The 16,799-nt window shown below is 66.8% G+C and carries 15 protein-coding genes; 11 read left to right on the forward strand and 4 right to left on the reverse strand.

The annotated features are described in order from the left end of the window. Window positions 1–34: 34 nt before the first annotated feature. From FEZ61_RS10320 to FEZ61_RS10360, 9 genes are all read left to right on the forward strand, one after another. Window positions 35–1,525, forward strand: a complete 1,491-nt coding sequence (locus FEZ61_RS10320; RefSeq protein ID WP_158893771.1) for an aldehyde dehydrogenase family protein — start codon at window positions 35–37, stop codon at window positions 1,523–1,525. Between the two features lie 24 nt (window positions 1,526–1,549). Then, complete coding sequence (locus FEZ61_RS10325) at window positions 1,550–2,827, forward strand: FAD-binding oxidoreductase (RefSeq protein WP_173148542.1); 1,278 nt, start codon at window positions 1,550–1,552, stop codon at window positions 2,825–2,827. Window positions 2,828–3,321: 494 nt separating this feature from the next. Beyond that, the gene (locus FEZ61_RS10330) at window positions 3,322–4,443 is read left to right on the forward strand and encodes a branched-chain amino acid ABC transporter substrate-binding protein (RefSeq protein WP_017640615.1); all 1,122 of its coding nucleotides are present in this window, start codon (window positions 3,322–3,324) and stop codon (window positions 4,441–4,443) included. 96 nt (window positions 4,444–4,539) lie between these two features. After that, window positions 4,540–5,454 carry a branched-chain amino acid ABC transporter permease gene (locus FEZ61_RS10335; RefSeq protein WP_017640614.1) on the forward strand — a complete coding sequence of 305 codons (915 nt, stop codon included), beginning with the start codon at window positions 4,540–4,542 and terminating at the stop codon, window positions 5,452–5,454. A gap of 4 nt (window positions 5,455–5,458) precedes the next feature. Next, a complete protein-coding gene (gene livM / locus FEZ61_RS10340) occupies window positions 5,459–6,739 on the forward strand; it encodes a high-affinity branched-chain amino acid ABC transporter permease LivM (RefSeq protein WP_173148544.1) in 1,281 nt (426 codons plus the stop codon). After that, window positions 6,736–7,611, forward strand: coding sequence for an ATP-binding cassette domain-containing protein (locus FEZ61_RS10345; protein WP_017640612.1), 876 nt, complete (start codon window positions 6,736–6,738; stop codon window positions 7,609–7,611). Before livM ends, FEZ61_RS10345 begins: the two co-directional genes overlap by 4 nt. Beyond that, window positions 7,608–8,324 (forward strand): ABC transporter ATP-binding protein, encoded by a 717-nt coding sequence (locus FEZ61_RS10350; RefSeq protein ID WP_064308132.1) that lies wholly within the window; start codon window positions 7,608–7,610, stop codon window positions 8,322–8,324. Before FEZ61_RS10345 ends, FEZ61_RS10350 begins: the two co-directional genes overlap by 4 nt. 2 nt (window positions 8,325–8,326) lie before the next feature. Then, the gene (locus FEZ61_RS10355) at window positions 8,327–10,048 is read left to right on the forward strand and encodes an aconitase X (RefSeq protein ID WP_173148546.1); all 1,722 of its coding nucleotides are present in this window, start codon (window positions 8,327–8,329) and stop codon (window positions 10,046–10,048) included. Window positions 10,049–10,298: 250 nt separating this feature from the next. Further along, on the forward strand, window positions 10,299–11,057 hold the full coding sequence (locus FEZ61_RS10360) for an SDR family oxidoreductase (RefSeq protein ID WP_093257140.1): 759 nt from the start codon (window positions 10,299–10,301) through the stop codon (window positions 11,055–11,057). A gap of 9 nt (window positions 11,058–11,066) precedes the next feature. Here FEZ61_RS10360 and FEZ61_RS10365 read toward each other — a convergent pair whose 3' ends face one another. The 3 genes from FEZ61_RS10365 to FEZ61_RS10375 all read right to left on the reverse strand — a co-directional run bounded on the left by FEZ61_RS10365 (window position 11,067) and on the right by FEZ61_RS10375 (window position 12,915). Next, window positions 11,067–11,777, reverse strand: coding sequence for an anti-sigma factor (locus tag FEZ61_RS10365; RefSeq protein ID WP_173148548.1), 711 nt, complete (start codon window positions 11,775–11,777; stop codon window positions 11,067–11,069). Further along, a complete protein-coding gene (locus FEZ61_RS10370) occupies window positions 11,774–12,301 on the reverse strand; it encodes a sigma-70 family RNA polymerase sigma factor (protein ID WP_173148550.1) in 528 nt (175 codons plus the stop codon). Before FEZ61_RS10370 ends, FEZ61_RS10365 begins: the two co-directional genes overlap by 4 nt. 86 nt (window positions 12,302–12,387) lie before the next feature. Next, complete coding sequence (locus tag FEZ61_RS10375) at window positions 12,388–12,915, reverse strand: DUF3455 domain-containing protein (RefSeq protein ID WP_173148552.1); 528 nt, start codon at window positions 12,913–12,915, stop codon at window positions 12,388–12,390. 258 nt (window positions 12,916–13,173) lie between these two features. Between FEZ61_RS10375 and FEZ61_RS10380 the strand changes: the two genes are divergently transcribed. Together FEZ61_RS10380 and FEZ61_RS10385 are read left to right on the forward strand one after the other, a co-directional pair. Then, window positions 13,174–14,802 (forward strand): glycosyltransferase family 39 protein, encoded by a 1,629-nt coding sequence (locus tag FEZ61_RS10380; RefSeq protein ID WP_173148554.1) that lies wholly within the window; start codon window positions 13,174–13,176, stop codon window positions 14,800–14,802. A gap of 10 nt (window positions 14,803–14,812) precedes the next feature. Then, window positions 14,813–16,069 carry a metallophosphoesterase gene (locus FEZ61_RS10385; protein WP_173148556.1) on the forward strand — a complete coding sequence of 419 codons (1,257 nt, stop codon included), beginning with the start codon at window positions 14,813–14,815 and terminating at the stop codon, window positions 16,067–16,069. A gap of 147 nt (window positions 16,070–16,216) precedes the next feature. On the opposite strand, the gene FEZ61_RS10390 is transcribed toward FEZ61_RS10385, so the two are convergent. Then, on the reverse strand, window positions 16,217–16,789 hold the full coding sequence (locus FEZ61_RS10390) for a HupE/UreJ family protein (protein ID WP_064308138.1): 573 nt from the start codon (window positions 16,787–16,789) through the stop codon (window positions 16,217–16,219). Between the last annotated feature and the right edge of the window lie 10 nt (window positions 16,790–16,799).

Below are 16,799 nucleotides of genomic sequence, written 5' to 3' on the forward strand. Positions count from 1 at the left end.
TCAGGGACGATTCCCTTTCCGCGGAGACCTCAGCATGAGCAAGGCCCTGTTGGAACGCCTCGGCGTTTCTGCCCAGCACTACACCCAAGGCGAGCACCGGGTGCATTCCCCCATCGATGGCAGCCAACTGGGCAGCGTCGCCCTGGAAAGCGCCGCCGAAGTGGAGCAGAAGATCTCCCGTGCCGAGCGCGCCTTCCAGGCCTGGCGCGCGGTGCCGGCGCCGCGCCGGGGCGAACTGGTGCGGCTGCTGGGTGAAGAACTGCGCGCGCACAAGGCCGATCTCGGCGAGCTGGTGTCCTGGGAAGCCGGCAAGATCACCCAGGAGGGCCTGGGTGAAGTCCAGGAGATGATCGACATCTGCGACTTCGCCGTTGGCCTGTCGCGCCAGCTCTATGGTCTGACCATCGCCTCCGAGCGGCCCGGTCACCACATGCGCGAATCCTGGCAGCCGCTGGGCGTGGTGGGCATCATCAGTGCCTTCAACTTCCCGGTGGCGGTCTGGTCGTGGAACGCCGCCCTGGCCCTGGTCTGCGGCAATCCGGTGATCTGGAAGCCTTCGGAAAAGACCCCGCTGACCGCCCTGGCCTGCCAGGCGCTGTTCGAGAAGGCCCTGGCGCGCTTTGGCGATGCCCCGGCCGATCTGAGTCAGGTCATCGTCGGTGATCGCGCCGCCGGTGAGGCTCTGGTGGACGATCCGCGGGTGGCGCTGGTGAGCGCCACGGGTAGCACCCGCATGGGTCGCGAGGTAGGACCGCGGGTTGCAGCGCGCTTCGGCCGCAGCATCCTCGAGCTGGGTGGCAACAATGCCATGATCCTCGCGCCGAGCGCCGATCTGGACATGGCGGTACGCGCCATCCTGTTCAGCGCCGTCGGTACCGCCGGCCAGCGCTGCACCACCCTGCGCCGGCTGATCGCCCACCGTTCGGTGAAGGACGAGATCGTCGCCCGGCTGAAGACCGCCTATGCCAAAGTCCGCATCGGCCATCCGCTGGAAGGCAACCTGATCGGTCCGCTGATCGATGCGGCCAGTTTCCAGGCCATGCAGGGTGCACTGGAACAGGCGCGTGGCGAGGGCGGCGTGGTCTACGGCGGCGAGCGTCAGCTGGCTGAGCAGTATCCCGAGGCCTACTACGTGGCGCCGGCCATCGTCGAGATGCCCGAGCAGAGCGAGGCGGTGCGCCACGAGACCTTCGCCCCCATCCTCTATGTGCTGACCTATGACGATTTCGACGAGGCGGTGGCGCTGAACAACGCCGTGCCCCAGGGCCTGTCGTCCTGCATCTTCACCACCGACGTGCGCGAGGCCGAGGCCTTCATGTCGGCGACCGGCAGCGACTGCGGCATCGCCAACGTCAACATCGGACCGAGCGGTGCCGAGATCGGTGGCGCCTTCGGTGGCGAGAAGGAAACCGGTGGCGGTCGCGAATCCGGCTCCGACGCCTGGAAGGCCTACATGCGCCGCCAGACCAACACCGTCAACTATTCCCGCGAACTGCCGCTGGCCCAGGGCATCGTCTTCGACTAAGTGGGTCCGCCAGGAGCGCAGAGAATGCAGTTGCGTGAAGAGTGCCTGTGGGAGCGGCTGTATCCGGCGGTGCCGGGGGCGTCGTTGCAGGGCGAGCGTGACACCGAGGTCTGCGTTATCGGCGGTGGCTATACCGGCCTGTCCACCGGCCTGCACCTGGCGCAGGCCGGGCGGCGGGTGGTGGTGCTGGAAGCCCATGGCGTCGGCCATGGCGGCTCCGGACGCAATGTCGGGCTGGTCAATGCCGGCATGTGGATCCCGCCGGACGAAGCCGTGGCGACCCTGGGGCCGGAGGTCGGAGAGCGCCTGCTGGGCGTGATGGGCGATGCGCCGAGTCAGGTATTCGGTCTCATCGAGCGCTATGGCATCGATTGCCAGCCGCGCCGCGCCGGCACTCTGCACATGGCGCACAGCGCCAAGGGCCTGGCCGATCTGGGGCAGCGTGCCGAGCAATGGCAGCGGCGCGGTGCCCGGGTCGAGCTGCTGGAAGGGGAGGCCTGTTACAGCGCCTGCGGCACGCGCGACATCAGTGGCGCGCTGCTCGATCATCGCGCCGGCACCCTGGTGCCCATGGGTTATGCCCTGGGCCTGGCCAGGGCGCTGCGTCAGGAAGGCGGCGAGCTGTTCGAGCGGAGCGCGGTACAGCGCCTGCAGCGGGTCGGCGAACGCTGGCAGGTGGAAACCCCACAGGGACGAGTCACCGCCGACCAGGTGGTGATCGCTTCCAATGCCTACACCGAAGGCGAGTGGACCACCCTGCGGACGCAATTCTTCCCGGGCTACTACTACCAGGTGGCCTCGCGGCCGCTCGGTCCGGAAGCGGATTTCATCCTGCCCCAGGGCCGTGGTTCCTGGGATACCCGCACGGTGCTCAGCAGCATCCGCCGCGATGCCGATGGCCGTCTGCTGCTGGGCAGTCTCGGCAACATGGCGGGGCGGCCGGCCGGCTTCATCCGCGCCTGGGCCGATCGTATCCAGCGGCACTATTTCCCGGCGCTCGGGAAGGTCGAGTGGGAGTGCAGCTGGACGGGCCGTATCGGCTTCACGCCCGATCATCTGATGCGACTGTTCGAGCCGGCGCCGGGGTTGCTGGCGGTGTCCGGCTACAACGGTCGCGGGGTGACCACGGGCACGGTGGTGGGGCAGGCCTTTGCCCGCTATCTGTGCAGCGGCGATCGCCACGACCTGCCGCTGCCCCTGGCGTCGCTGGAGACCAATCCGGTCGGCCAGTGGCGCAGTCTGATGTACGAAGCCGGCTTCACCCTCTATCACGCGGGGCAGTGCCTGCGCGTGGTGCTCTAGCGGCCCCGCCATACCCGCTGTCACCGGCCCTCGGGCCAGGCGATAACGCCCCGAAGCGGCCGATTTGCGCATCTAGACCTGTGCAAGTCGGCCGCTTTTTCATGGCTGTTCATAACCGCCAGCAGGCTGAGAGAACGGCGGATTTCCCAGGGGCCTGAGGCCGCAGGATCATGGTTACTTTGGTGGCACAGTGTGGGGACGGTGTTACGTTTTGGTGCGAAACAGGTGCAACCGGGTTGCTATCTGGTAACAAACCGCTGCCTTTTGCCTGTTTCTCTGCTACCGCTTTTTAGAATTATCCAGACTAATGAGCCAGTTAAGACAAAAGTCTAAGGCGCAGTCGAGTCCACTGGCAGCAGCCCTCGCCGCCCGCAAACGAAGGTTTTGGCTCATCGCGGTGGCGGCAAATGGCCTTTGCGCCCGATACACAGCTGGGTGATGGCACAGGCTTTGCTCCGGCGAACAGGCCAACCACCCTCTGGAGCACACCTCCCATGTCGAAGATTTACAGAAAAGGCATTCTGGCTCTCGCTATCGGTTCTGCGTTCACTCTCTCCTCCCTGGCGCATGCCGACATCGTGATCGGTGTCGCCGGTCCCTACACCGGGGCCAGTGCCGCCTATGGCGAGCAGTTCTGGAAGGGGGCTACCCAGGCCGCGGCGGACATCAACGCCGCCGGTGGCATCAATGGCGAGAAGATCAAGCTGGTGCAGGGTGACGACGCCTGCGAGCCCAAGCAGGCCGTGGCCGTGGCCAACCGCCTGGTGGACTCCGAGAAGGTCAAGGCCGTCATCGGCCACTTCTGCTCCTCCAACACCATGCCCGCCTCGGAGATCTACGACGAAGCCGGCATCATCTCCATTACCCCGGCGTCCACCAACCCCAAGATCACCGAGCGTGGCCTGACCGGGGTGTTCCGCATGTGCGGACGTGACGACCAGCAGGGCATCGTGGCCGGCGATTACATCGTCGATACCCTCAAGGCCAAGAAGGTCGCCATCATCCACGACAAGGACACCTACGGTCAGGGCCTGGCCGACGCCACCAAGGCGCAGCTCAACAAGCGCGGCGTGAAGGAGGTGCTCTACGAGGGCCTGACCCGCGGCGAGAAGGACTTCAACTCCCTGGTCACCAAGATCCGCGCCTCCGGTGCCGACGTGGTGTACTTCGGCGGCCTGCACCCCGAAGCCGGTCCGCTGGTCCGCCAGATGCGCGAACAGGGCGTGACCGCCAAGTTCGTCTCCGGCGACGGCATCGTCTCCGCCGACCTGGTCACCACCGCCGGTGGTCCCCAGTACACCAAGGGCGTGCTGATGACCTTTGGCGCCGATCCGCTGCTGAACCCGGCCGGCAAGACCGTGGTGGAAGCCCTGCGCAAGTCCGGCTACGAGCCCGAGGGCTACACCCTCTACTCCTATGCCTCGCTGCAGGCCGTGGCCGCTGCCTTCAACGGCATCAAGGGCACCGACGGCGCCAAGGCCGCCGAGTGGCTGAAGTCCCACAGCGTCAACACCGTGCTGGGCGAGAAGAGCTGGGACAGCAAGGGCGACCTCAAGGTCTCCGACTACGTGATGTACGAATGGGACGACAAGGGCAAGTACAACCAGCTGCCCTGATCCTCGCGTGAATCCGCTGGCCGCCTTCTCGTCTCCGCCCCAGGACGAGAGGGCGGCCGGCGGCCCTCGTCATCCATCCAGCGCGAGACTGCAAACGTGGACGGTATATTCCTGCAACAACTGGTCAACGGCCTGACCCTGGGTTCGGTCTACGGACTCATCGCCATCGGCTACACCATGGTCTACGGCATCATCGGCATGATCAACTTCGCCCATGGCGACGTGTACATGGTGTCGGCCTATCTCGCCGCCATCGGCATCGCCTTGCTGAGCGTGTTCGGCCTGCATTCCTTTCCCGTGCTGATCCTCGGCACCCTGATCTTCACCGTGGTGGTCACTTCCGTGTACGGCTGGGCCATCGAACGCATCGCCTACAAGCCACTGCGCAACTCCACGCGCCTGGCCCCGCTGATCTCGGCCATCGGCATGTCGCTGATCCTGCAGAACTACGTGCAGCTCGCCCAGGGCGCGCGCCAGCAGGGCGTACCGACGCTGCTCGACGGCGCCCTGCGCCTGCATATCGGCGAAGGCTTCGTGATCATCACCTACACCAAGATCTTCATCATCGTGGCGTCCATCATCGGCATGGGCCTGCTCACCTACGTGATCCAGAAGACCACCCTCGGCCGCATGTGCCGCGCCACCCAGCAGGATCGCAAGATGGCGCAGATCCTCGGCATCAACACCGACCGGGTGATCTCCTACGTCTTCATCATCGGCGCGGCCATGGCGGCACTGGCCGGGGTGCTCATCACCCTCAACTACGGCACCTTCGACTTCTATGCCGGCTTCATCATCGGCATCAAGGCCTTTACCGCGGCGGTGCTCGGCGGCATCGGCTCGCTGCCCGGCGCGATGCTCGGCGGCATCATCCTCGGCATCTCAGAAGCCCAGTTCGCCAGCCTGGTGAACTCGGACTACAAGGACGTCTTCAGCTTCTCGCTGCTGGTGGCGATCCTGATCTTTAGGCCCCAGGGGCTGCTCGGCAAACCCCAGGTCACGAAGGTGTGAATCCATGAGTCAGACGTCTTCCTCCTTCGATCTCAAGGTCGTGCTGCGCGACACCCTCATGGTCGGCCTGGTCTCGCTGATCCTGTTCGGCCCCATCGTCGGCATCGTGCTCGACGGCTATGGCTACAACGTCGAGCCCGGCCGCGTCGGCATCATGGTCGCGGTGGTCATGGCCGGCCGCTTCCTGCTCAGCCTGTTCGGCCAGACCGCCAAGGGGCGCGACTGGATCGAGTCCTTCAAGCGCAACGACGGCGGCGTCCATGTGCTGCCGCCGGGGCACAGGTCCAACCTCAGATTCATCCTGCCCATCATCATCCTGGTCGCCATCGCCTTTCCCTTCCTGGCCACCAAGTACTGGCTGACGGTGATCATCCTCTGCCTGATCTATGTGCTGCTGGGCCTGGGGCTGAACATCGTGGTGGGCCTGGCCGGTCTGCTCGACCTCGGCTACGTCGGCTTCTATGCCATAGGCGCCTATGGCCTGGCGCTGGGTTACCAGTATCTGGGGCTGGGCTTCTGGACCATGCTGCCGCTCGCCGCGATCCTGGCCGCGGTGGCGGGGGCGATACTGGGGTTCCCGGTCTTGCGCATGCACGGGGACTACCTGGCCATCGTCACTCTTGGCTTCGGCGAGATCATCCGTCTGGTGCTCAACAACTGGCTGGAGGTGACCAAGGGCCCCAACGGCATCGCCGCGCCGTCGCCGACCTTCTTCGGCATCGAATTCGGTCGGCGCGCGAAGGAGGGCGGGGTACCCATCCATGAGTTGCTGGGCATCAGCTACAACCCCAACGCGACCATGATCTTCATCTACACCGTGCTGTTCCTGGTGGTGCTGCTGGTGCTCTACATCAAGCATCGCCTGACCCGCATGCCGGTCGGCCGGGCCTGGGAAGCCCTGCGCGAAGACGAGATCGCCTGCCGCGCCATGGGTCTGAACCACGTGCTGGTCAAGCTCTCGGCCTTCATGATCGGTGCTTCCACCGCCGGCCTGGCCGGGGTGTTCTTCGCCACCTACCAGGGCTTCATCAACCCGGCCTCGTTCAATTTCTTCGAGTCGGTGCTGGTGCTGGCCATCGTGGTACTGGGCGGTCTGGGCTCCACCGTCGGGGTGGTGGTCTCGGCCTTCGTCATGACCCTGCTGTTCGAACTGCTGCGCGAATTCGGCGACATCCGCATGCTGGTGTTCGGCGTGCTCATGGTGGTGATGATGATGTGGCGGCCGCGCGGCCTGATCCGTATCGCCCGCAGTGGCTTCGCGATTCGCAAGGGAGTGGCGCCGTGAGCGACAACATTCTGACCGTAAAGGGTCTCGGCATGAGATTCGGGGGCATCAAGGCCCTCTCGGACGTGAGCTTCGAGATCCAGCGCCAGTCCATCACCGCGCTGATCGGCCCAAACGGTGCTGGCAAGACCACGGTGTTCAACTGCCTGACCGGCTTCTACAAGGCCACCGATGGCGAGATCCGCCTGGACACCGCCGATGGTCGCTCGACCCGCGTCGGCAAGATCATGGGCGAGCGCTTCCAGGCCACCGACTTCGTCAACCCGGTGCAGTTCGGCAGCCGGCTCTGGTACAAGATGTTCGGCGGCACCCACCTGGTGAATCGCGCCGGTCTCGCCCGCACCTTCCAGAACATCCGCCTGTTCAAGGAGATGTCGGTGGTGGAGAACCTGCTGGTGGCGCAGCACATGCAGTGCAACCGCAACCTCATCACCGGCATCCTCAACACCCCCGGCTATCGCCGAGCCGAGGAAAAGGCGCTGGACACGGCCTTCTACTGGCTGGAGGTGGTGGACCTGGTGGACCACGCCAACCGTCTGGCCGGCGAACTCTCCTACGGCCAGCAGCGCCGCCTGGAAATCGCCCGGGCCATGTGCACCCGCCCGGAGATCGTCTGCCTGGACGAACCCGCCGCCGGCCTCAACCCGGCCGAGACCGAGGCCCTGGCCGGCATGATCCGGCTCCTGCGCGACCAGCACCGCATCACCGTGGTGCTGATCGAGCACGACATGGGCATGGTGATGAACATCTCCGACCACATCGTGGTGCTGGACCATGGCCAAGTCATCGCCCGCGGCCTGCCGGCCGACATTCGCAACGATCCCAAGGTCATCGCCGCCTACCTCGGCGCCGAAGAAGAGGAGGTGGCATGACCACGCCGATCCTGGAGTTTCGCAACGTCGATGTCTTCTACGGGCCGATCCAGGCCCTGAAAGGCGTCTCCCTGAGCATTAACGAAGGCGAGACGGTGAGCCTGATCGGCGCCAACGGTGCCGGCAAGTCCACCCTGCTGATGTCCATCTTCAGCCAGCCCCAGGCGCGCAACGGGCAGATCCTCTACCGCGGCGAGGACATCACTCGCAAGAACGCCCACTACGTGGCCTCCAATGGCATCGCCCAGTCACCGGAGGGGCGCCATGTATTCCCCGACATGACGGTCGAGGAGAATCTGTTGATGGGCACCATCCCCATAGGTACCCGTTGGGTGGACGAGGACATGCAGCGCATGTTCGAGCTCTTCCCACGGCTCAAGGAACGCCGTAACCAGCGCGCCATGACCATGTCCGGTGGCGAACAGCAGATGCTGGCCATCGCCCGGGCGCTGATGGCGCGACCCAAGCTGCTCTTGCTCGACGAACCCAGCCTGGGCCTGGCGCCCATCGTGGTGAAGCAGATCTTCCAGATCCTGCGCGAGCTGGCCCAGAGCGGCATGACCATCTTCCTGGTGGAGCAGAACGCCAACCATGCCCTGCGCCTGTCCGACCGTGCCTATGTGATGGTCACCGGCGAGATCCGCATGAGCGGCAGTGGCCAGGAATTGCTGGCCAATCCCCAGGTGCGCGAAGCCTACCTGGGCGGCCACTAGCGGTGGCGGCGGTCCGCGGTCGCTGTCTGGTCGCGGGCCATGCCCGGGGACGCCTGGCCTGGGCGCCCCTGGGCCTGAGTTTATGGGGTGGCGTCGATCCGGCCAGCGGTCGGGTGATCGATCGCCACCATCCCCTGCACGGCCTGGAACTGGCCGGTCGCATCCTGGCCATCCCCAGCGGACGCGGCTCCTGTACCGGCAGCGCCGTGCTCCTGGAGCTGTTGCTGGCAGGACGCGGACCGGCAGCGCTGGTACTGTCCGAGCCGGACGAGATCCTCAGCCTGGGTGCCATCGTCGCGGAAGAACTCTTCGGTCGCTCCCTGCCAGTGGTCAGCCTGGGCGCCGCAGCCTTCGCGGCCCTGGCCGAGTGCGACGAGATCGCGGTAGCCGACGGTTGGGTCGGCGCACCTGAAGACCCTTTCCCCGCTACTCCGGTCGATACCCCAAAAGAGTTGCAGCTGAGCGCGACCGATCGGGCCAAGCTGGCAGGCGCCGAGGGCCAGGCCGTCCAGGCAGCGATGAAGATCCTGGTACGCATGGCGCGGCTGCAGGGCGCCGGCGAATTGCTCGACATCACCCAGGCCCATATCGACGGCTGTATCTATACCGGTCCGGCCAGCCTGGCCTTTGCCCAGCGGCTGGTGGCGTGGGGCGGTCGGGTACGGGTACCCACCAGTCTCAATGCGGTGTCGGTGGATCAACGGCGCTGGCGCGAGCAGGGCGTCGACCCGGCGCTGGGTGAGCCGGCCAGTGCCCTGAGCGAGGCCTATGTGGCCCTGGGCTGTCGCCCCACCTTCACCTGCGCGCCCTATCTACTGGATAGCGCCCCGACCTTGGGCGAGCAGGTGGTCTGGGCCGAATCCAATGCCGTGGTCTTCGCCAACAGCGTGCTGGGCGCGCGCACCCAGAAGTACGCCGACTTTCTCGATATCTGCACCGCCCTGACCGGTCGGGCCCCTCGGGCCGGCTGCCATCTGGACAGCGGTCGCCGCGCGGCCAGGGTGTTGCGGGTCAGCGTACCCGCGGGCCATGACGACGCCTTCTATCCGCTGCTCGGCTACTGGATCGGCCTGCGCTCGCCCACCCGGATTCCCGCGGTGCTGGGGCTGGAACACGCCCAGCCCAGCCGCGACGATCTCAAGGCCTTTGGCGCCGCCTTCGCCACCACCTCGGCGGCGCCGCTGTTTCATCTGGTCGGGGTGACGCCCGAGGCGCCGACCCTGGCTGCGGTCGCCGCGCCTGAGCTGGAGGTCGAGGACATAGAGCTGGCCGATCTGCGTCGGGCCTGGGCCGAACTGGACAGCGCCACTTCCCGCGAGGTCCAGCTGGTAGCCTTGGGTAATCCGCATTTCTCTGCCGAGGAATGCCAGCGGCTGGCCGAACTATGCCGGGGCCGGTACAAGCATCCCGGGGTAGCTCTGGTGATTACCCTCGGGCGGGACGTGCGCGAAGCGGCCGGGCGGAACGGTAGCCTGGCCGAACTGGAAGCCTTCGGTGCCCAGCTGGTGGGGGACACCTGCTGGTGCATGCTCGGCGAACCCCTTGTGCCGCCTCAGGCCCTTACCCTGCTGACCAACTCCGGCAAGTTCGCCCACTATGGCCCGGGCCTCACCGGTCGCGAGCTGCGCTTCGCCGGTCTGGCCGCCTGCGTGGAAGCGGCCTGCACCGGACTGGCGCCGGCCGGACCGCCCGCCTGGCTCGCATCGGCGGACTTATCCCGCTGATAGTGGGCTCGGGTTCTGTACAGGAGTTCCGTGGATCGTCCTGTGGATAAGCTTGGCATAGCCGGACGCGAAGTCCAGGGCGCCTGGTCTGGCGGGAACTGTTCAAAAAATCGCCAGTGCACGAAAAACCTCGAGATACCAAGGCGTTATAACTGATCCGCTGGATTCCCAGCGATCTGAGTATTCGCCTGACCAACGTCCCTGAGCTATCGTTGGCCTCGGCCAAACTCCCTCGCAGAAGGAATCTTTCATGTCTTCGATCTTCATCACCGGCGCTACCTCCGGCTTCGGCGCCGCCACCGCTCGCCGCTTCGCCAAGGACGGCTGGTCGATCGTCATCACCGGCCGCCGCGAGGATCGCCTGCACGCCCTGGCCGAGGAATTGTCCGGGCAGGCCAAGGTGCTGCCGCTGGTGCTGGACGTCCAGGATCGCGCCGCTGTGGAAGCCGCGGTCGCCGGCCTGCCGGAGGAATTCAACCAGCTGCGCGCCCTGGTCAACAACGCCGGTCTGGCGCTGGGCAACACCCCTGCCCAGAGCTGCGACCTGGACGACTGGGACACCATGGTCGATACCAACATCAAGGGCATGCTCTATTGCACCCGCCTGCTGTTGCCGCGACTGATCGCCCATGGCGCCGGCGCCGGCATCGTCAACCTGGGCTCGGTGGCGGGCGACTATCCCTATCCGGGCAGCCACGTCTATGGCGCCACCAAGGCCTTCCTCAAGCAATTCAGCCTGAGCCTGAGATCGGACCTGCTGGGCACCGGGGTGCGGGTGACCAACATCGAGCCGGGCCTGTCGGAAAGCGAGTTCTCGGTGGTTCGCTTCGGTGGCGACAAGGCCAAGGCCGATGCGGTCTATGCCGGTACCGAACCCCTGACCCCGGACGACATCGCCGAATCCATCCACTGGACCCTCAACCAACCCAAGCACGTCAACATCAACCGCATCCAGCTGATGGCGACCTGCCAGGCGTTCAGCAACTTCAACATCCATCGCCAGAGCTGAGGGCGCTCGCTAGAGCACCTTGACCGCCCGGCCGATGAACTGGATCGGTCCGGTGGGTCGGCCGGTGGGCGACCCGCCCTGGTCTTCCAGGGTGAGTTCGAACAGCTGATTGGCTTCCAGCGGCGGCAGCTGGTCCAGCGGCACCTGCAGGGTACGCCCCGGCTCGACCAAGCCCAGCGACACCGGGCCCTGCCAGGCATCGGCCTTGGTCCAGAATTGCAGCGCCTTGCCGCTCGGCACGGCGTCGCGCCCCAGGGGAATCAGCTGCAGGTCATGGGCGCTGGCGGTCTGGATCACCCAGCCGGGCGTCCGATCGCTGGGCGCGGCCAGTACCACCAGGTAGCTTGGCGTGGGGACCGGACGCATCAGCAACAGCACGCCAAGCACCAAGCTGGCGGCCAGCCCTGCCGCGCTCAGGCCCTGCCAGAGCGCCAGGCGCTGCCACAGCGACTCGCGCCGGGGGGTGACCTTGGCGTCGGCCTCACCCAGACTACGCTCGATGCGCGGCCACAGATTCGCGCCGGGCTCGACGGGTGGCACCCGCTCGGCCAGCGGCTGCAGACGCGCCTCCCAACGCGCCACGGCAGCGGCCAGCAGGGCGTCCGTCGCCAGCGCACCTTCCACCCGACGACGCTCCTCGGCGTCCAGGGTGCCGAGCACGTATTCGCCGGCCAGGCGTTCGCGCTCCTCGTCCGGGGGCAGGGTGGTGTCGCCGTTCATGTCATGCACTCCCTGAGCGCCTTGAGGCCGCGCGTGATCCAGCTCTTCACCGTGCCCAGCGGCGCCTGCAGGCGCTGGGCGATCTCGCCATGGGAGCAGCCGTCCAGGTAGGCGGCCAGGATGGCCTCCCGCCGCGGCGCCTCCAGGTTCTGCAGGCAGCCCTCCAGGCGGCGGCCGTCGGCCTCTCGCGCCGGATCGGCCGACTTGGCCAGGGGTTCCCACCCGTCCGCCAGGGGCACCAGCCACTGGCGATCGCGCAGGGCGTTGAGCGCCAGGTTGCGCGCGATGCTGCACATCCAGCCACGCGCCGAACCACGCTCCGGGGCGAACCCGGCGGCGCCGCGCCAGATGCGCAGAAAGGCGTCGTGGAGGATGTCCTCGGCCAGCCCGCGATCGCGCACCAGGCGCAGGACGATGCCCAGCAGCAGCGGCGCCTCGGTCTGGTAGAGCCGCTGCAGGGCGGCGCGCTCGCCCCGAGCGCAGGCGGCGAGCAGGGCCTCAGGGTCATGGGGACGGTCGGTCACTAGGTCACGCCAGGCTCGGGGGCGCCAGGGGTGGCGACCGGATCAGCCGAGCCTAGCCGATCCGGTCGTGGCTGTCCCCCTGGACCTCAGCCCTTCTTCCAGAACAAATAGTCCGCCTGGTAGTTCACGATCTGCTGTTCGCCCTTGTTGGCCGCAGTACAGGCCTTGGCCGGCGCGACGCCACCCTTGAGCGCGGTGCGCTGGATGTAGGTGGTGCCCTGGAAGGCGCCCTTGCCCTCGGCAGGCGCGGCCTCCACCAGTTGATAGGGCAGGTTGCCGGCGCCGGCGGGGGCGACGGCCAGTTGCTTGCCGACCACCTTGGAGCCGTCGCTGGCTTCCCAGGTCGCCGGCGGACCGTAGTAGCGCCCCACCTGCTTGCCCTGGCGATCATGCAAGTCGGCCTTGGGGCCCACGAAGAACCACTCGGTCTGGCCGGGCATGTCCTTCTTGTCACGGCACTCGTAGACGATGGTGCCCTTGCCCACGGTTTCCAGCATCAGGCTGTTGCCGGCGGGGACACGGACGGCCTCGGGCAGCTCGCCCTGGGCCAGCAGCGGGGTGCTCAACAGGGCGGTCAGGGCCAGGATGCTGCAACGGCTGGAGATATTGTTCATGCACTTGCTCCGGATTGAGAGGGGGCACAGTCGGCTGGACTGTAGGGGCTATACCCGGCAGCCGGGGCCTTGGATGCAGCTGTCATAAAAAATTTTCAATTCAGCGGCATAGTCGCCACCGCCTCACGGCCGAACCGCTCTGTCCCGCGGTTTCTGTCAGCCTGCCGTCAGCCTGGTTTCAGCGATCCCTAAGGTTGTTCAGCGATAGTGGCGGCGGGTCGCGAGCCCGTTTTTCCCAGCCTGCCGGAGTCCTGCCGCGTGTCGTCCATCCCGAGTCCGGCGCGCCTGCGCCTCGAAAGTCTGGCGCTGTGCCTGCTGGCGGTGCTGCTGTTCACCCTCGGACTGTGGGAGCAGCCTTTCATCGGCTTCGACGGCCGCTTCGCGCTGTTCGCCCAGGAGATGTTTCGCCACGGGGCCAGTGCCTTCCCGACCAGTTACGGACAGCCCTATCCGGACTATCCCGTCACCTCGACGCTGCTGATCGACGTCTTCGCCCAGCTATTCGGCGAGGTCAATCGCCTGGCCACGGTGATTCCCACCGCGCTGGCCTCGGCGGCCATCGTCGGTCTGCTCTATCGCCTGCTGGCCGAGCGGTCCCGCGCCTGGGGCCTGCTGGCGGTACTGGTGCTGCTGCTCACCAACGGCTTTCTGGCCAAGGCCCGCTCCATCTGCCTCGATCAGTTCGTTACCCTGGCGGCGCTGGGCTGCTTCTATCTGCTGTGGAGCGCCGACCAGCGCGGCCTGCCCCGGCGGCGCGCCCTGGTGTTCCTGTGCCTGGCCGCCGGCTTCGCCGTGCGCGGCCCCCTGGGCTTGATCGAGCCCTGTGGTGTGGTCTGCGTCTACTGGCTGCTGCAGGGCGACTGGCGGCGCAGCTTCGGCTACGGGCTGGTGGGCGCCGTGGTGCTGGCGCTGTGCTGCGCCCTGTTGTTTGGCCTGGCCTGGCGTACTGGCGGCCCGGTCTTTGTCGAAGACGTGCTGCGCATGCAGGTCTCCGGGCGGCTGGACGACACCGACGGTGCCGGCTATCCCTGGTGGTACTTCCTGCAACTGGGGCTCTATCGCTATGCGCCGGCCTTTCCCCTGGCACTGCTGGCCTTGCCGACACTGAGGCGGCACTGGGGGCTGCGCCATGAGCAGGCGGACAGCCGCCTGCTGCTCCAGCTGGCCGGCTTCGCCACGCTGATCGTGGTGGCCCTGTCGATACCCACCTTCAAGAAGCCCTATTACATCCTGCCGGCCATCCCGGCCTGCGCCGCCCTCGGCGCCTGGGTGCTGCTGCAGGGGCCGGGTGCCCTGGCCTGGGTACGGCGCCTGTTCCTGCCGCTGCTGGTGATCTTTCCGCTGGTGCTCGGGGTGCTGGTCAAGCTGCAGCAGCCCCGGCTGCAGGCCGCGGGCTGGTGGCCTGAACTTGATCTGCGCTTCCTGCTGGGCGCCTTTGCCATCCTGACGCTGTTGGCCCTGGTGGCCGCCTGGCGCGAGCGCGGCGCCTTCCGCCTGGGCATGCCCCTGGCCGCGGCAGCCTTGGCGCAATGGCTGCTGGTGGTGCTGGCGCTGGATCCGATGCAGGCGCTGCGCTACGACACCCGGGCCTTTGTCACCCGCCTGGAAAGCCTACGCCAGGGGGAGCCCGGGCAACTGGTGTTCCTTGGCCTGGGCCAGGACACCAAGGCCTTTCGCTACCTGATGAATCTGGACTACGACGTGCCCCTGCCGACCTTCCTCGACATCGGCCAGGCGGCGCAGCTCGCCCAGGTCACCCGACCCGCCTATGTGCTGCTCGACGCCGACAGCCAGCCCGCTCTGGCCGGCACCCCGCTGGCCAACCGCCGACCGGTGCTGGAAGGGCGCTTCAACGACAACCGCTGGCAGGCCTACTACCTGCCTTGAGGCCGCTGTGATGACCGATTTGCCCGATTTCAAACGTCGCCGGCTGTGCCTGGCGCTAGCCGGTTTGCCGTTGCTGGCCGCCTGCAAGCCGACCCAGCGCTACGGCCTGCCGGAACACCGCGCACTCTGGTTCGAACGGCATGCCTTCGAACCCCTGGCGCCGCTGCCGTCGCGCAGCAGCTTCCTGCTCGGCGTGCTGCCCGATACCCAGTACTACAGCGAGAACAATCACGAGATGCTGCCCAATGGCCGGCGGGTGAAGCGCTATGGTCACCTGGGCTATTCGCCGGCGTTGGCCTTTCATGCTCAGACCCATTGGCTGGCGCACAACGCCGCGGCCCTGAACCTGCCCTTCGTGGTGCACCTGGGCGATCTGGTGGAAAACGCCGAGCAGCGCGGCGAGTGGGCCCTGGCCAGTCATGCCATGGCACGTCTGGAGCAGGCTGGCGTGCTCTACAGCGTCATGACCGGCGACCATGATGTCGTCGACCTCTACACCGAGGATCGCCTGCGCGACGGTCGCGAACTTTTCACCCAGTACTTCGGCCGCGAGCGAGCGGCGCGCCAGGCTACCTTCATCGAACGCGATGTCACCGGCCTCAACGAGGCCCATCGTTTTTCGGCCCTGGGGCAGGGCTTCCTGCTGCTGACCCTGGACTGGTGCCCCTCGGACCAGAGTCTGGACTGGGCCCAGGGGATGCTGGATCGCTATCCGCACCTGCCGACCATCCTGGCCTCGCACAACATCGTCGACCTGGTGAACGGCCAGGCCGTGCTTTCCACCCGCCGCAACGACACTGGGGTGCGGCTATGGCATCGGCTGATACGCCGCAACGATCAGATCTTTCTGACCCTTAACGGCCACAACCACGGCAGCGGTCATCTGCGGCTGACCAATGACCTGGGCCATCCGGTGGATCTGCTACTGATCAACTACCAGACCGAATACGCCGGCGGCAACGGCCTGCTGCGGCTGCTGGAACTGGACCTGGCGCGGGGCCGGCTGGAGGCCTTCACCTATTCGCCCTGGGTCGCCTATCGCCAGCAGAGCGGCGACCTGCCGGTGCGGCTGGGCAGCGATCCGCGCGACACCTATTCCGCCGAGGTGCTGGCGCCCCTGGCCTCGCCGCAGTTCGACAACAGATTCGTGCTCGAGGTGAATTTCGCCACACGCTTCGCCGGCTTTGGCGGCTATACCGCGCAGTTGCCGGCGGTGGCGGAAGAGGGCGTGCTGGCGCGGCTGCGCCAGCAGTTGGGGATCACCTAGGAGCCTGCTCAAAGGCTGCTGCGCGTCGGCCAAACGGCGTTGAAAATGGCTTCGGGATGCTCATTTACTATTTGTAAATTCCGCTTCCTCAGCCATTTTCGCCTTGTTTGTCTCTAGCTCGCGAGCCTTTGAGCAGGCTCTGAAAGGTCAGGCGGCTAACAGCCAGCCACCGGCCACGGCAGTGGCGACGCCGGCGAGTCGCACCAGCGGCGTGGCCGCCTGGGGCAGGTAGCGCACCACGGCATAGCCCAGGCCATGCAGGGTGGCGGTAGCGGCGACGAAGCCCAGGGCATAGGCCCAGGGATTGCCCATTTCCGGCAATTCCAGACCATGGGCCACGCCGTGGAACAGGGCGAAGGCGGCGGTCAGGCCGACGGCTGCGGCCACCGGCGGACGGGCGGCCAGGGCCACCAGCAGGCCCAGGGCCAGCACCGAGGCGGCGATGCCGGTCTCCAGCAAGGGCAGCTCCAACCCGGCAAAGCCCAGCAGACCGCCGATCAGCATGGTGCCGACAAAGGCGCAGGGCAGCGCCAGGCGCGCTTTGCCCTGCTGCTGGGCGGCCCAGAGGCCCACGGCCAGCATGGCCAGCAGGTGGTCGAGACCGGTCAGGGGGTGCAGCACCCCGGCGGCCAGGCCGTTCTCGGCGTGACCCGGATGGGCGAAAGCCAGGGCCGGGGCGAGCAGCAGGGCGGCGGTGGCGAGGATCTTAGCGTGTCTCATGGGAGCTCCT

The sequence above is a fragment of the Pseudomonas sp. MS15a(2019) genome (assembly GCF_013277805.1).
GTDB lineage: Bacteria > Pseudomonadota > Gammaproteobacteria > Pseudomonadales > Pseudomonadaceae > Chryseomonas > Chryseomonas benzopyrenica.